This is a genomic window from uncultured Thiohalocapsa sp. (assembly GCF_913062725.1).
Lineage (GTDB): Bacteria > Pseudomonadota > Gammaproteobacteria > Chromatiales > Chromatiaceae > Thiohalocapsa.
In genome coordinates, this window is the sequence record NZ_CAJXWY010000032.1 from 33,156 (window position 1) to 46,930 (window position 13,775).

Genomic DNA, 13,775 nt, shown 5'->3' on the forward strand with positions numbered 1-13,775 from the left:
GTCGCCGACGTCCAGGGCCCGCGGGACTGGCCGGCGCCAGGGCGAGCCCGGCGCATGTCCCGAGACGGGTGGATGCCGACGCAGGGCTCGGGCGGCTATACTGCAGCCCCGATCGGTCACGCAGGAGGACTCCCGCCATGCCCGCGACACCGCAGACCCCCACCGAGCGGGTGGAGCAGTTGTTCGAAGCACTCACCGCCCACTACGGCGCCGGCGACGATCGTGAGCTGCGCGCCGCCGCCAAGCTGCTCCTGGTGGCGCTCGATAAGATCCGCAGCCACGGCGGGCACAACTGGTCCGGCCTGCTCGACGAGTACGTCCACATCGTCAAGCACGACCCGGAGCGCTTCGCGCGCATGCTCCAGTCCAACAGCAGCCGCTCCTCCGGCGAACTGCCGGCCTAGCATCGCCGGCCGGTCGCCCGCCATGGCCAGCGCCAACCCACAACCACCCATCGGCCGTCACGGTCGGGCAGGAGTTGCAATGGACATCGCCCAGGCGAATGAGGAATTCGGCATCGCCGGTGTGCTCTCCATCTGCGCCGGCAAAGGCGGCTTCCCGGTGATCGCCATCGATAACGAGCACGCCCGCGCCGAAATCTGCAGCTACGGCGGGCAGGTGCTCTCCTATCGCCCGGCGCGGGCGGCGCATGACCTGTTGTTCGTCAGTGGACATGCCCACTTCCAGCCAGGCCAAGCCATCAAGGGTGGCATTCCGGTGTGCTGGCCCTGGTTCGGGCCGGACCCGCAGGCCGAAGGCCGCCCGGACCACGGCTTCGTGCGGGCGCGGCAGTGGACGCTGTTGGGCACCGAGGCCATGGTCGACGGTGCGACGCGCGTTCGCCTCGGCTGCCGTGACGACGCCGCCAGCCGCGCGCTTTGGCCGCATCCGTTCGCGCTCGAGGTGGAGGTGACGGTGGGCGATACCCTGGCGGTGGCGCTCATCACCCGCAATACCGGGGCGGCACCCATCACTGTCACCCAGGCGCTGCACAGCTATTTCAGCGTGGGCGACGTGCGCCGGGCGCAGGTGCTCGGGCTCGCCGGACACGAATACATCGACAAAGTCCCGCACGGTGCGCCGGGCGCCGCTGATCCCGGACACGCGAACGCGCACATCAGGCAATCCGGGCCCATCAATTTCGACGGACCGGTCAACCGCATCTATCTGGACACGACTGATCGGCTGGTCATCGATGACCCGTCGCTGCAGCGGCAGATTCGCATCGACCGGGAAGGCAGCCGCTCCGCCGTGGTCTGGAACCCCTGGATCGGGCAAGCCAAGCAAATGGGCGACTTCGGCGACGACGAATACCTGAACATGGTCTGTGTCGAGACCACCAATGCCGCCACGGACGCCGTTGCCATCCCCGCCGGCGGCAGCCACCGCCTCGCCAGCCGCTACGGGCTCTTGCATGACTAATGGAACCGCCGACAGCGCAGCCGCGACCGAGAGCGCCGCGGCTGGCCACTGGCAGCAGTGGCTGGACTGGGCGCGCGAGCACGCCGTGGCGGTGCCCGATGAGGCCGCCTTTCACACTGCGCGGGCCCGGGTTTGGGCCGCCAGCGACTTTGCGGCCCTCACCGCCGCCCGCAGCCCGGAGACGCTGGCCCGGCTCATCGCCGAGGACGCCCTGAGCCGCGCGCCGCAGCCCGATGAGCTCGACCGTCTGCTCGCCAAGGAGCTTGAGCCCCTGTTTCCGGACGTCGCCGACGAGCCGGGGCTGGCCCGGGGTCTGCGGCGCTTTCGCCGCCGGCAGATGCTGCGCATTGTCTGGCGCGACCTCGCCGGCTGGGCGAGCCTCGACGAGACCCTGGAGAGCCTGTCCGCACTGGCGGATACCTGCATCCAGCGCGCCCTGGCGCTGCTGACGGCCTGGACCGAGGCCGAGCTCGGCGTGCCCGAGGACGCCGAGGGCCATCGCCAGCGCCTGCTGGTGCTGGGCATGGGCAAGCTCGGCGCCCGCGAGCTCAACCTCAGCTCGGATATCGACCTGATCTTCACATTCCCGCACACCGGCGAGACCCGCGGTGGGCCCCGCACCATCACCAACGAGCAGTTCTTCACCCGCCTCGGTCAGCGCCTGGTGCAGGCGCTGGATCAGGTCACCGCGGACGGCTTCGTGTTTCGCGTGGACACGAGGCTGCGGCCCTTCGGCAGCGCCGGCCCGCTGGCCATGAGCTTCGACGCCATGGAGGGCTACTACCATGCCCAGGCCCGGGAATGGGAGCGCTACGCCATGACCAAGGCCCGGATCGTGGCGGGGCCGCCGGGGCCGGCGGCGGAGCTGATGGCGATGCTGCGCCCCTTCGTCTACCGGCGCTATCTGGATTTCGGCGCCATCGAGTCACTGCGCTCGCTCAAGGTGATGATCGCACGCGAGCTCAAGCGCAAGGGCATGGAGCACAACATCAAGCTCGGCCCCGGGGGCATCCGCGAGATCGAGTTCATCGGCCAGTCCTTCCAGCTGATCCGCGGCGGGCGTGACCCGGAACTGCGCGTCCCGGCCATTCAGCCGGTGCTGCAATTGTTGGGCGAGAAGGATCTGCTCAGCGCCGGCGACGTGGACGTGCTGACCTCGGCGTACCGGTTCCTGCGGCTCACCGAGAATCGTCTCCAGGCCTGGCAGGACCGCCAAACGCACGTGCTGCCGGAAAAGCCCGAAGCCCGGCAACGACTCGCCCACAGCATGGGCTACGGCGACTGGTCCACCTTCCTGGCGGCGCTGGATGCTCACCGCGGGCGCGTCCAGCGCTGCTTCGAGGCCATTTTCGCCGAGCCCGGCGGCGGCGAGCATCCCCTGGCCACGCTCTGGAGCCGGCACCCGGACCCGGCCGCAATGGAACGCCTCCTGGCCGAGCATGGCTTTCGGGATGCGGCGGCGGCCGCGGCGGCCATCGCCGGCTTCCGCGACACCGCCACCCGCCGTGGCCTGAGCGCCCGCGCCGCCGAGCACCTGGATCATGTCATACCCGCCCTGCTCGCCGCCGTCACCGCGAGCGACGACCCGGATCTGGCCCTGCCGCGGGTGCTGCGGGTGCTGGAGTCGGTGCTGGGGCGGACGGCTTATCTGGCGCTGCTCGCGGAGCACCAGGACGTACTGCGTCAACTGGTGGTGCTGAGCGCAAAGAGTCCCTGGTTTGCGGAGCGCACCGCCAAACAGCCCTTGCTGCTCGATGAGCTGCTGGACCCGCGCCGGCTCTACGAGCCGCTGCGCCGCGCAGAACTGGAGCAAGAACTGGATGATCTGCTCAGCACCGTCGGCGATGACGACCTGGAACAGCGCATGGAGCGTTTGCGCCAGTTCGTGCAGGGCAACAAGCTGCGCACCGCGGCGGCGGACATCAGCGGCCTCATCCCGCTGATGGTGGTGAGCGACTACCTCACGGAGATCGCCGAGGTGGCCACCGAGCGCAGCCTCGCCATCGCCTTTTGCGATCTCGCAAAGCGCTATGGGCTGCCGCCGGGCACCGAGCTGACCCAGCCCGGCCTGCTGGTGCTGGGCTACGGCAAGCTCGGTGGCATCGAGCTTGGCTACAACTCGGATCTGGATCTGGTCTTCCTCTACGATGAGGCGCTGACCACAGAGAGCACTGCGCCCACGGCGGCGAACCAGCGCAGCGTCAGCGGCAGTCAGTTCTATGTCCGGCTGGCGCAGCGCGTCATCCATATCATGACCACGCCGACATACTCCGGCGTGCTCTACGAGATCGATACCCGCCTGCGGCCCGATGGCGACAAGGGCATGATCGCCCGCACCCTGGCCTCCTTCGCCAACTATCAGCGCGAAGAGGCCTGGACCTGGGAGCACCAGGCGCTGGTGCGCGCCCGGCCGGTGGCCGGTGACGCCAGGCTCGCCGAGCGCTTTCGGCAGGTTCGTGCCGATATCCTGCAACTGCCGCGGGAGCCTGAGGAAGTACGCACCCGCATCCGCGACATGCGCGCGAAGATGCGCGCGGCGCTGGACAAGAGCCGGCGGGGGGATTTCGACCTCAAGCAGGGCCGCGGCGGTATTGCCGATATCGAATTCATTGTTCAATATGCGGTACTGCGCTGGGCCGCTGCGCACCCGGAGCTCACGGTCTGGACCGACAACGTGCGGCTGCTCGAGACCCTGGACCGGCTCGCATTGCTGCCGGGTCACGCTGCGCAGGACCTCACCGACGCCTACAAGGCCTTGCGCGCCGCCTACCATCGCAATGCCCTTCAGGATTCGCCCGGGCTGGTGCCCGATGCCGAGCTCGCCGCCGAGCGCGAGGCCGTCACCCGGCTCTGGCAGCAGCTGATGGACTGAAGCGCTCAAGCATGTCGAGGTGCGAGCCCCCGGCGGACGCCCTGCACGGTCCTCGCCAGCCGATGCCGGCAAGCGTCGTCAGCCGGGCCTGATGGCGCCCCGAGCGCTGTATAACCTGTCCCAACGGAGAACGATCATGAGCATGGCCGACCGCGACGGCGTGATCTGGCACGACGGCGAGCTGGTGCCCTGGCGCGATGCCAACACCCACGTGCTGACGCACACGCTGCACTACGGCATGGGCGTCTTCGAAGGCGTACGCGCTTATGCCACCGAGCGCGGTGCGGCCATTTTCCGGCTTCAGGATCACACCAAGCGACTGTTCAACTCGGCGCATATCCTGGGCATGCAACCGCCCTACGACGTCGAGACGCTGATTGCGGCCCAACTGGCGGCGGTGCGCGAGAATGGGCTCGAATCCGCCTACATCCGGCCGATGCTGTACTACGGCCCGGAGGGCATGGGGCTACGTGCGGACAACCTGCGGGTGCACTGCGTCGTCGCCGCCTGGCACTGGGGCAGCTACCTGGGCGAGGAGAACATCAGGCACGGCATCCGCATCAAGGTGTCGTCCTTCACCCGCCACCATGTGAACATCACCATGTGCCGCGCCAAGGCCAACGGCAACTACATGAATTCCATGCTGGCCTTGCAGGAAGCCATTCGCGACGGCTACGACGAGGCGCTGCTGCTGGACTCGGAAGGCTATGTCATGGAGGGCAGCGGCGAGAACGTGTTCGTCGTCCGCGACGGGGTCATCTACACGCCGGACCTCACCTCCGCCCTGGACGGTATCACGCGCAAAACGGTCATGGCTCTGGCGGCGGACATGGGCCTGCAGGTGATCGAGAAGCGACTCACCCGGGACGAGGTCTACATCGCCGACGAGGCCTTCTTCACCGGCACCGCCGCCGAGGTGACACCCATCCGCGAAGTGGACGGACGTGCCATCGGCAGTGGTACCCGCGGCCCCATCACCGAGCGGCTGCAGACCAAGTACTTCGACGTGGTGCATGGCAGAAGCCCCGAACACCTGCACTGGCTGACCCAGGTCTGAGAGGTACCCGTCACACCTGGATTATCGGTTGTCGCAGGTTGAAGCCTGCGCCGGCAATCGACGAATGCCGGGGATACGCCGTCGCCCCGCACGCACGCCATAATACCCACAAGGAGCCCCATCCATGCTGAAGTCGCGACGCGAGCGTCCCGCCAAGCCCGCGAGCCCGCCGCCAGCCGCCGAGCCGTCGGTGCGTGTCGTCACACGCAAGGATCTGCCGCTGTCCTGCCCCATGCCGGATGCACCGGTCTGGAACATGCACCCGCGTGTCTACCTGCCCATCGAGGACGACCCGAGCCACGAGGCCACCTGCCCGTACTGCGGGGCGCAGTACCGATTGAGTGACGACTGACCAGGGGCGAGCTTGGGAGACGTCCTTGCCGGCGGCACCCACACGCTTCCCCGAAACGCGTCACCCGAAACCCTGACCCATGACCGCCGCCGACGCCACCCCGACCCACGACTTCGCGTCCTACGACCTGGCTGAGCCGCTGCTGCGCGGCATCGCCAAGGCCGGCTTCGCGGCACCGACCCCGGTGCAGGCGGCGGTGATTCCGACGGTGCTTTCGGGGCGCGATCTGATGGCGGCCGCCGCCACCGGCTCCGGCAAGACCGCGGCTTTCCTGCTGCCGGTCATGCAGCGACTGCTGGCATCGCCGGCGCCGCGCACCGGTACCCGGGCGCTGGTGCTGGTGCCGACCCGGGAGCTGGCCTATCAGGTGCTGGATCATTTCCACCGCATCGGCAGCTACACGCAGCTCACGGCCGCCGCCATCGTCGGCGGCGACCCGCGCGGCCACCAAGTGAACGCCCTGAGGCGTAATCCGGAAATCCTCATGGCCACGCCGGGGCGCTTCCTGGAGCACCTGGAGACGGGCGAGGCGGACCTCACCGATCTCGGCTTCCTGGTGCTCGATGAGGCGGACCGTATGCTGGACCTGGGGCTCGCCGAGGACGTGTTTGCCATCCTCGCCCGGGCGCCCGCCGCGCGCCAGTCCATGCTCTTCTCGGCGACACTGCACCGCCGCGGGGTGCCCGCAGTGGCGGCGCACCTGCTGCGGGATCCCCTCACCATCACACTGGACCATCACCGCAACGCCCACCCCGACATCGACCACCAGGCGATCCTCGCCGACGACCGGGCGCACAAGGCGCGGCTGCTGCACCAGCTGCTGTCGGCGACGGACTACGCGCGTGCGCTGGTGTTCACCAATACGCGCGCCGGCGCCGAGGCGGCGGTGGCGCAGCTCGCGGCCTCGGATATCCGCTGCGCCGTGCTGCACGGCGAGCTGGACCAGCGCGAGCGCCGACGGGTCATGGGCTTGTTCCGCGCCGGTACGGTGGCGGTGCTGGTGGCGAGCGACGTCGCCGCCCGCGGGCTCGACGTGCCCGGCGTGGAGCTGGTGGTGAACCTGGATGTACCCCGCAGCGGCGATGATTATCTGCATCGCAGCGGTCGCACCGGCCGTGCCGGACGCCGTGGACTGACGGTGTCGCTGGTGAGCGCGCCGGAATGGAACCGCATGGCGGGCATCGAGCGCTATCTGGGGCTCGCCGTGGAGGAACGCGTGCTCGACGGGCTGGAGGCGAGCTTCAAGGGTGCACCGAAGCGGCGCAAGTCATCCAACAAGCCATCCAGGAAGACGGCGGCCAAGGCGCCGGGGGCGCGTGCCGCGGGCAAGGGCGCCGGTCAGCGTCCCGGCCGCGGACCGGACCAGCGCAAGTCCGCCGCAAAGCCCAAGGATCGCCTGCGCGAGCGCAAGAACATCGGCAAGCGCCGCCAGCCTTCGGCCACATCCGGGGAGGGTGTCGAGGCCGGCTTCGGGCCGCCGAAGCGCCAACGCTGAGGCAGCTGCACACGCCCGGCGGCAACGCGCCGCGGAGCAGCGCGCGGTCGTCGACTCATGCATGCAACATCAATGGACGCTGTCCCATGGCCCATAGCTTCGACTCGAACAACCACGTGGCCGAGAAACTGCTGCAGCAGCTCACGGCACCGATACGCCTCGCACTGGAGGCCCGTGCACCCTGGGAGCTCGGCGCCAATGTGGCCGCGCAGCCGTTGCTGGCCACGGCCCCCAAGGGCGATGGCCATCCGGTGCTGGTGCTGCCGCTCATGTTCGGCAGTGATCTCAATACGCTGCCGCTGCGCGGTTTTTTGGCGGGCCGGGGCTATGCGGTCTCCGCCTGGGGGCAGGGCGTGAATCTGGGTCCGCGCGCCGGGGTCTTCGATGCCTGCCGCCGGCGCCTCACCGAGCTGGCGGACGGTTACGGCCGGCCGGTGAGCCTGGTGGGCTGGAGCCTGGGCGGCCTCTATGCGCGGGCATTGTCGCTGGCGCTACCCGGCGCAGTGCGCCAGGTGCTGACTCTGGGGACGCCGATCTCCGGTGAGCCGCGCGCCGCCGACCTTTGGCGCGGCTACGAGCGCTTCACCGGCGATGCCATGGGGCTGCCGCCCGGGCTCGATGACCTGCACGGTCCGTTGCCGGTGCCCACCACCAGCCTCTACAGCCGCAGTGACGGCATCGTGCCCTGGCAGCACAGCGTCATCCCGTCGGGTCCCCTCGCCGAGAACATTGTGGTGGAGTCGAGCCATCTCGGCCTCGGGGTCAACCCGCTCACCCTCTACGCCATCGCCGATCGCCTGGCCCAGCCCGCCGACGCCTGGCAGCCCTTCAGCCGTGATGGCCTGCGCGCCTGGCTCTACCCACAATAGCGAGTCACGGCGCCGGGAGATACCCGCCGCATCCGGGATTTTGGTTGTTCGCGGGCCGCAGCCGTTCAGCCCGCGCTGTCCACCGGTGCCTGGAGCAGGATATCCACCCGCCGGTTGCGCCGGCGGCCCTCGGCGCTGGCGTTGTCGGCGATGGGCTCGGCGGCGCCGACGCCTTCGATGCGCAGGCGCTCGGCGCTGATGCCCAAGTCCACCAGGGCATCGCGTACCGCCGCCGCCCGAGCCTCGGATAGCGCCTGGTTTGCGGCGGCGCCACCGGTGGCGTCGGTATGGCCGCGCAGCAGGCCCTGCTGTGTTGGATGTCGCCTGAGGAAGGCCGCGATTGCCGCGAGCTCGGCCGTCGCCGACGCCGGCAGCTCGGCGGTGCCGGGGGCGAAGGCGAGTGCCGTTTCGTCCAGGCGGACGAGCACGCCCGCGGGTGTGAAGCGGGCGCCGAGCCGGGCGTAGTCCGTCGTCAGGCTACCGAAGCGTTGGGCGGCCTCGGTGGCCTCGGCGGCCTGCGCGGCGGCGGCATCCGCCGCTGCTCGCGCCGCGGCGATGTCCGCTTCGAGGGTCTCGATACGGGCAGCGGTGTCGGCAAATGCGGCGGCGCGCTCGGTGAGGGCATCGAGGCGCCCGCGGGCCGTCGTAAGCTCGGCTGTCAGGCTATCCACACGCGCTTGGAGCGCCTGCACATCCGCTGTGCGTGCGAGGTCGGCGGCTGGTGCCGGCGGTCTCGTCGGGGCGGGCTCGGACGCCGGGGCCGCTGCTTGCTGCGCCGGTGCGTCGGGCGTCCCGGTCGTTGGCTGCGCACCGGCATCTGTCTGCGCCGCCGCTTGCGCCGATGCGGTGGCGGGCTCAGACTCGATCTCAGACTCGATCTCGGACTTGGGCTCGGACTTGGGCTCGGGCTCGGGCTCGGACTGGGGCTGGGGCTGGGGCTGGGGCTGCAAGGGGCTGCGCTCCACGGAGGCGCGCTGCTGCGCCAGCGGCACCCTGTCGCCGCCGATGAGGCTGTAGAGCAGGAACAGGCCGCCGGCGAAAAGCGCGGCGAGCACGCCGAGCGCGATGCTGTTTCTGAGCACCGCCTGGCTCGGCTTGATGACGGGCCCCGTCGGGCTCGGATGGTTCATGGCTGTCTGTCTCGATGCTGCATGATGCTGGCCGTTGACTGACCTGACGCGGTTGGTGGGTCCGCGGGCTCAACCGTCGAGTCCGCCGGCGTGCGCGTCACTCCGGCAGGCAGATGCCGCGTTGGTGGACAGCGCGCGCGGTCTGTACCAGCAGCAGCACGACGATGCCCGACAGCATGGTCAGCAGGCCGAAGCCGAGATACAGGAAGCCGAGCTGGCCTGTCTGCTCGGCCATCAGCATGCTGGCGATGGCGATGGCCGCCAGCGGGAAGGAGTAGGCCCACCACGATAGATAGAAGCGGATGCGCAGGAAGCGTATCACCTGTGTGGCCAACAGCAGGGTGAAGAAGAGCGCCGAAAAATAGAGGATCTGCGCGAACACGTCCAAGCCGCCGGTCAGGCGAACATAGGCAATGAACCCCACCGCCGGTGGCGCCACCAGGATGAACAGGGTAGGCATGAGCCGCTCCGGCAGGGGCTGATGGAAGAGCACGCGGTAGAAAACGATGGTCAGCAGCACGGGCCAGAGCAGGATGCCGATGCTGAAAAAGAACCAGGATATCGGCTCGTAGCCGAGCGGCACCCCCGCCACCGGCACCAGCACATTGCCCACCGCCGGGATGAACCAGGCGGGGTTCATGTGCTGCACCTGGAAGTGCTCGTGATGCATCCAGGCATTGACCACAAACAGCGTGAAGCCAAGCTGCAGTGCGGTGCCGATGATCCACAACCAGCGGCTCGCCGCGGGCGCGACCTCCAGGTAGACGATGGCCAGCAGCAGCAAGCTGATGGCCATGGTAGGCATGAAGTTGATGCGCACCGGATGGCGCAGCTCAGCGCGAACGGCGGCTGGATGGCGCAGCGTCTTTGTGATGTAGACCGCGGCCAGGCCGGCGAAGAGCAGGCTCACGACGCCGATGAGCCAGGGCACGAAGGGGAATTGCTGGCCCAGCACCGACTGCGCCTTCTCCCAGCCGATGGTGAGTCCGGCGAGACCCATGATTATGGCGAAGAAGGCCGCGGGGAAGTGCTCCAGGCGGCTGCCGGGCATCGCCAGGCTTGGGGGTGCGGCGCCGGCGGCCGGCGCCGGGCTGGTGGCGTTCGTTGACATGCGATCTCCGATGATCAGGTCGGCGTGGCGCCGTCTGTGCAGTCGGGTTGCCAACGGCGCCAGGGGATGTGCAGCAGTCTAGGCGGCGTACCGGCGACATCGCATTGATAAATCTCGGAGCAAAGGCGTAGGTTATACCAATCGCGGCAGCGTTTTCGGTTTTTGCCGGCTGAGTAGCGATGCTCGGCGCCGTACGCCGTGGTGACGACTCCGTCGGTTTTCCGGCGGCACCCCTGCCGTCGAGACCCCTGCCAGCCGTCATTCCGCAGCCTTAAAGCGGGCGATCAAACAGTGGTGTGCGCCGATACCTGCGAGCGGCCAGTCGTGGCTGCGCGGGAGGAGATCGGGCGTTATCCATGTGCTGAGCATGGTATTGCCGATGCGCAATTCTATGAGATTTAGAAAACGCTAATGTACTTGCCCTAACGGGTCGCAACCGGCGCTGCGATGGTCGCGCATATCCGTGCGCCGCCGGCTCATCCATCTGGAGGCAAGTATGAACGATCTCTCGACACCGCCGCCGGCCATCCCGCGTGTCGCGGTGCACGGTGAGCGGCGCCGGGCTGGCGTGTCTCGGGCCTGGCGTTGGGCGTTGGGGGCATCCCTGGCGGTGTTGCTGTTGCTGGTGGCACTGATGCTCCATTGGGGTCGGCAGCCGCCGATGTTCGACGTCGTCGCGCGTGCACAGGCGGAATTGTCCACGGCCGGCGGCGGCGAGATGCTGCCTGGGGTGATGACGACGGCTGCCATCATCGGTATCGGCGACACACTGCTGCACAAGCCCGGCGGCTTTCTCCACAACGATCGCCTGCCCCCGGGCGCCGTCATGGACAATGTACCGAGCTGGGAGTGCGGCGTCGTAATGGCGCTGCGCGATGCCGTGCAGGCACTGCGGGACGACTTCTCCCGCGCCCAGACCCAATCCGTCGAAAACCTGGCGGTGAAGCGTGCGGACATGAAGCTCGCGATGGATCCCAAGGCTTGGGTGCTGCCGGCGGCGGAGGATGCCTATGGTGAGGGCATCGCCGCACTCCGGACGTATTTCGACGAGTTGGCAACGGGGCAGGCGCACTTCTATCCGCGGGCAGACAACCTCGCCGACTACCTGGGGCTGGTGGAGAAGCGCCTCGGTAACTTCGGGGTGCGTCTGGGAGCGGCCGCCGGCACGACCCCGCAGGTGGACCCTGCGATGAGCGGGATCACAAAGGATTCGCCGCCGACGTCCACCGCGGCGCTGGTGCCGGCCGGAAGTGCGAGCGCGGACCCCGCCCGGATCGATGATGTGTTCTTCTGTGCCCGCGGTTACAGCTGGGCGCTTCTGCACGTAATGCGCGGTATCGACCAGGACTTCGCAAGTGTACTGGCGGACAAGAATGCCGGCAGGCAGCTGTGGCGGATCGTGCACGACCTGGAGGGGGCCATCAAGCCCATGCGTAGCCCGGTGGTGCTGAACGGGGGCGGGTTCGGCCTGCTCGCCAACCATTCCATGGTGGCGGCCTCCTATGTGGCGCGGGTGAATGCGGCGGTGATCGATCTGCGTTTGCTGCTGGAGCAAGGTTGATGGGATGCGTCGGTGTCGACGCCGACGATTGCCCCGAAGGCGGTGCCCCTCCAAAAGGCCGATATCCTCGACACGAGCCTTCCGGGGGAGACCCGGTGAACGCAGCGATGCCCGGTGCTGAGGCGGCGCCGGGACGTTTTCCGAGTTTCGGGCTGCGCTCTCAGTCGTCCCGGCCCATCTGCTTCTTCAGCAGGTCGCCGAACGTACCCAAGCGGTCGTCCGGATCAGCGATATCGTCGCGGCGTCCGCGGCGGCCACCGCCTCTGCCGCTGCGCTCGGGCGGGGGCTCATCGTCCGGTGCGCCGCCATCTGCGGCGAGCGACAGACCGATGCGCTTGCGCTCAGGCTCCACCTTGAGCACGGTGGCCGTCACCGGCTGGCCCGTGCTCAGCACCTCGTCCGGATGATTCAGGCGGCGCCCGGCGCCGAGCTCGGAGATGTGGATCATGCCTTCGAGCCCGGGCTCCAGCTCCACGAAGGCGCCGAAGGGCTGGGTGCGGGTGACACGGCCGTCGACCCGGCTGCCCGGCGCGTAGCGGACGGCGACGTCGGACCAGGGGTCTTTCGCCAGCGCGCGGATGGACAGCGCGATCTTTTGCGGCCGCTTGGGGTTGCCGGTGTTCTCGATGCGCAAGACCTGCACCTCCACCTCCTGACCGAGGCTCAGCAGGTCTTCCGGGTGGCGGATGCGCGTGAGCGACATTTCGCTGATGTGAACCATGCCCTCGGCGCCGCCCAAGTCGACGAAGGCGCCGAACTCCTTGATGCCGACCACCGTCCCGTTGAGCACGGCCCCCTCCTGCAGCTGCTCCTTCAGGGCTTCTGCCTGGGCGGCGCGCTCGGCCTCCAGCAGCGCGCGTCGCGAGACCACCAGATTCAGGCGTTTGCCCTTCTCGAGCTTGGTGATGCGGAACGCATGCTGCTGCCCCACCATGCTCGAGAGGTCTTCGACGAAGCGGATGTCCGCCTGGGACGCCGGGCAGAAGGCACGGTGTCCGGCGATGCGCACCTCCAGGCCGCCTTTGGTGGTGCCGGTGACGCTGCCTTCGACGGGTAGACCCTGTTGATAGGCGGCCTCCAGTTCCTCGGCGCCATGCGCCTGCTTGCCGTGCTTGCCGCCGAGGGTGATGGCACCGGTCTCGGCGTCGACGCCGGCGACCACGGCCTCCAGTTCGTCGCCGATGGCGACCTTGATGCTACCGTCCTGGTTTTTCAGGTTGCCGATGTCCATGACGCCTTCGGCCTTGCCGCCGAGATCCACGAACACCTGTGCCTCGTCGATGGCGAGGACCTGGCCTTTGACCCGTTCGCCGGGCTTGGGGCGCTCGGCCACCGCCTGCTCAGTCTTTTCCAGTTCCCGTAACAGGGCCTCGAACTCGCTCTCGTCTGTCATCTCTCTTGGCCTGTCTCGGGGGCCGGGCTGGTCGCTATGGCGCGCCGGTCGATGGTCGGCGGTGGCGCTAGTGTTGATGGTCAAAGATTTTTGCACACGGATCGGTCGTGGTCAGGCCGCCGCGCTCGGTGAGCTCATCGCGGTAGTCGATGAAATCCTGGAGGTGGGCGACGAGGCGCTCGGCGAGGGTGGCGTCGTCGGTGTGCGGGCCCGCCTCGAGCGCCGTGTCATCGGCGTGGCCCCCGCTGCGCCGGGCGATGGCGATATCCGGTGCCACCATCTCCAGCACCACATAGGCCAGTAGCCCCTCGGCGATGAGCTGTGCCGCCTGTGCGCGCCAGTCGGGCCGCTCGGCGTCCAGGGCGCGGGCTTCTGCGGGTTGGAGTCGCTCGGTCTGCTCGGCCACCCAGGCGGTGACGAGCCGACGCTGCGCCGAACCCGGCTTGGGTGGAGCGCTGACGTGGGGGATGGACATGGGGGCTTGCGCTGTCAGACGGCGGGGCCGGCGCTCGG

Annotated in this window: 12 protein-coding genes; 8 read left to right on the forward strand and 4 right to left on the reverse strand. The window is 68.7% G+C overall.

Translation table 11 applies throughout. From position 1 onward, the window contains the following. The first annotated feature begins 137 nt into the window (after positions 1–137). The 7 genes from QZ588_RS10375 (at position 138) to QZ588_RS10405 (ending at position 8,067) form a co-directional block, all read left to right on the forward strand. On the forward strand, positions 138–404 hold the full coding sequence (locus QZ588_RS10375; RefSeq protein WP_295542414.1) for a hypothetical protein: 267 nt from the start codon (positions 138–140) through the stop codon (positions 402–404). A gap of 79 nt (positions 405–483) precedes the next feature. Next, a complete protein-coding gene (locus QZ588_RS10380; RefSeq protein ID WP_295542416.1) occupies positions 484–1,422 on the forward strand; it encodes a D-hexose-6-phosphate mutarotase in 939 nt (312 codons plus the stop codon). Continuing rightward, positions 1,415–4,294: a bifunctional [glutamate--ammonia ligase]-adenylyl-L-tyrosine phosphorylase/[glutamate--ammonia-ligase] adenylyltransferase gene (gene glnE / locus QZ588_RS10385; RefSeq protein ID WP_295542417.1), complete on the forward strand. Its 2,880-nt coding sequence runs from the start codon at positions 1,415–1,417 to the stop codon at positions 4,292–4,294. The genes QZ588_RS10380 and glnE overlap by 8 nt, the downstream gene beginning before the upstream one ends. 136 nt (positions 4,295–4,430) lie before the next feature. After that, positions 4,431–5,351, forward strand: a complete 921-nt coding sequence (locus tag QZ588_RS10390; RefSeq protein ID WP_295542419.1) for a branched-chain amino acid transaminase — start codon at positions 4,431–4,433, stop codon at positions 5,349–5,351. 124 nt (positions 5,352–5,475) lie between these two features. Continuing rightward, positions 5,476–5,703 (forward strand): zinc-finger domain-containing protein, encoded by a 228-nt coding sequence (locus QZ588_RS10395; protein ID WP_295542421.1) that lies wholly within the window; start codon positions 5,476–5,478, stop codon positions 5,701–5,703. A gap of 79 nt (positions 5,704–5,782) precedes the next feature. Beyond that, complete coding sequence (locus QZ588_RS10400; RefSeq protein ID WP_295542423.1) at positions 5,783–7,198, forward strand: DEAD/DEAH box helicase; 1,416 nt, start codon at positions 5,783–5,785, stop codon at positions 7,196–7,198. Positions 7,199–7,284: 86 nt separating this feature from the next. Continuing rightward, positions 7,285–8,067, forward strand: coding sequence for an alpha/beta hydrolase (locus tag QZ588_RS10405; protein ID WP_295542425.1), 783 nt, complete (start codon positions 7,285–7,287; stop codon positions 8,065–8,067). A 65-nt stretch (positions 8,068–8,132) separates the two neighbouring features. On the opposite strand, the gene QZ588_RS10410 is transcribed toward QZ588_RS10405, so the two are convergent. Together QZ588_RS10410 and QZ588_RS10415 are read right to left on the reverse strand one after the other, a co-directional pair. After that, a complete protein-coding gene (locus QZ588_RS10410; protein ID WP_295542427.1) occupies positions 8,133–9,197 on the reverse strand; it encodes an OmpA family protein in 1,065 nt (354 codons plus the stop codon). Positions 9,198–9,294: 97 nt separating this feature from the next. After that, entirely contained in the window at positions 9,295–10,248 is a 954-nt protein-coding gene (locus QZ588_RS10415) for an SLAC1 anion channel family protein (protein WP_295542441.1), read from the reverse strand. 556 nt (positions 10,249–10,804) lie between these two features. Here QZ588_RS10415 and QZ588_RS10420 point away from each other — a divergent pair. Further along, positions 10,805–11,869, forward strand: coding sequence for a DUF2333 family protein (locus tag QZ588_RS10420; RefSeq protein WP_295542429.1), 1,065 nt, complete (start codon positions 10,805–10,807; stop codon positions 11,867–11,869). A gap of 160 nt (positions 11,870–12,029) precedes the next feature. Here the strand turns inward: QZ588_RS10420 and QZ588_RS10425 are convergent, their stop codons facing one another. Further along, entirely contained in the window at positions 12,030–13,262 is a 1,233-nt protein-coding gene (locus QZ588_RS10425) for a S1 RNA-binding domain-containing protein (RefSeq protein WP_295542431.1), read from the reverse strand. Between the two features lie 67 nt (positions 13,263–13,329). After that, on the reverse strand, positions 13,330–13,775 hold a 446-nt coding region (locus QZ588_RS10430; protein WP_295542433.1), incomplete at its 5' end, for a hypothetical protein.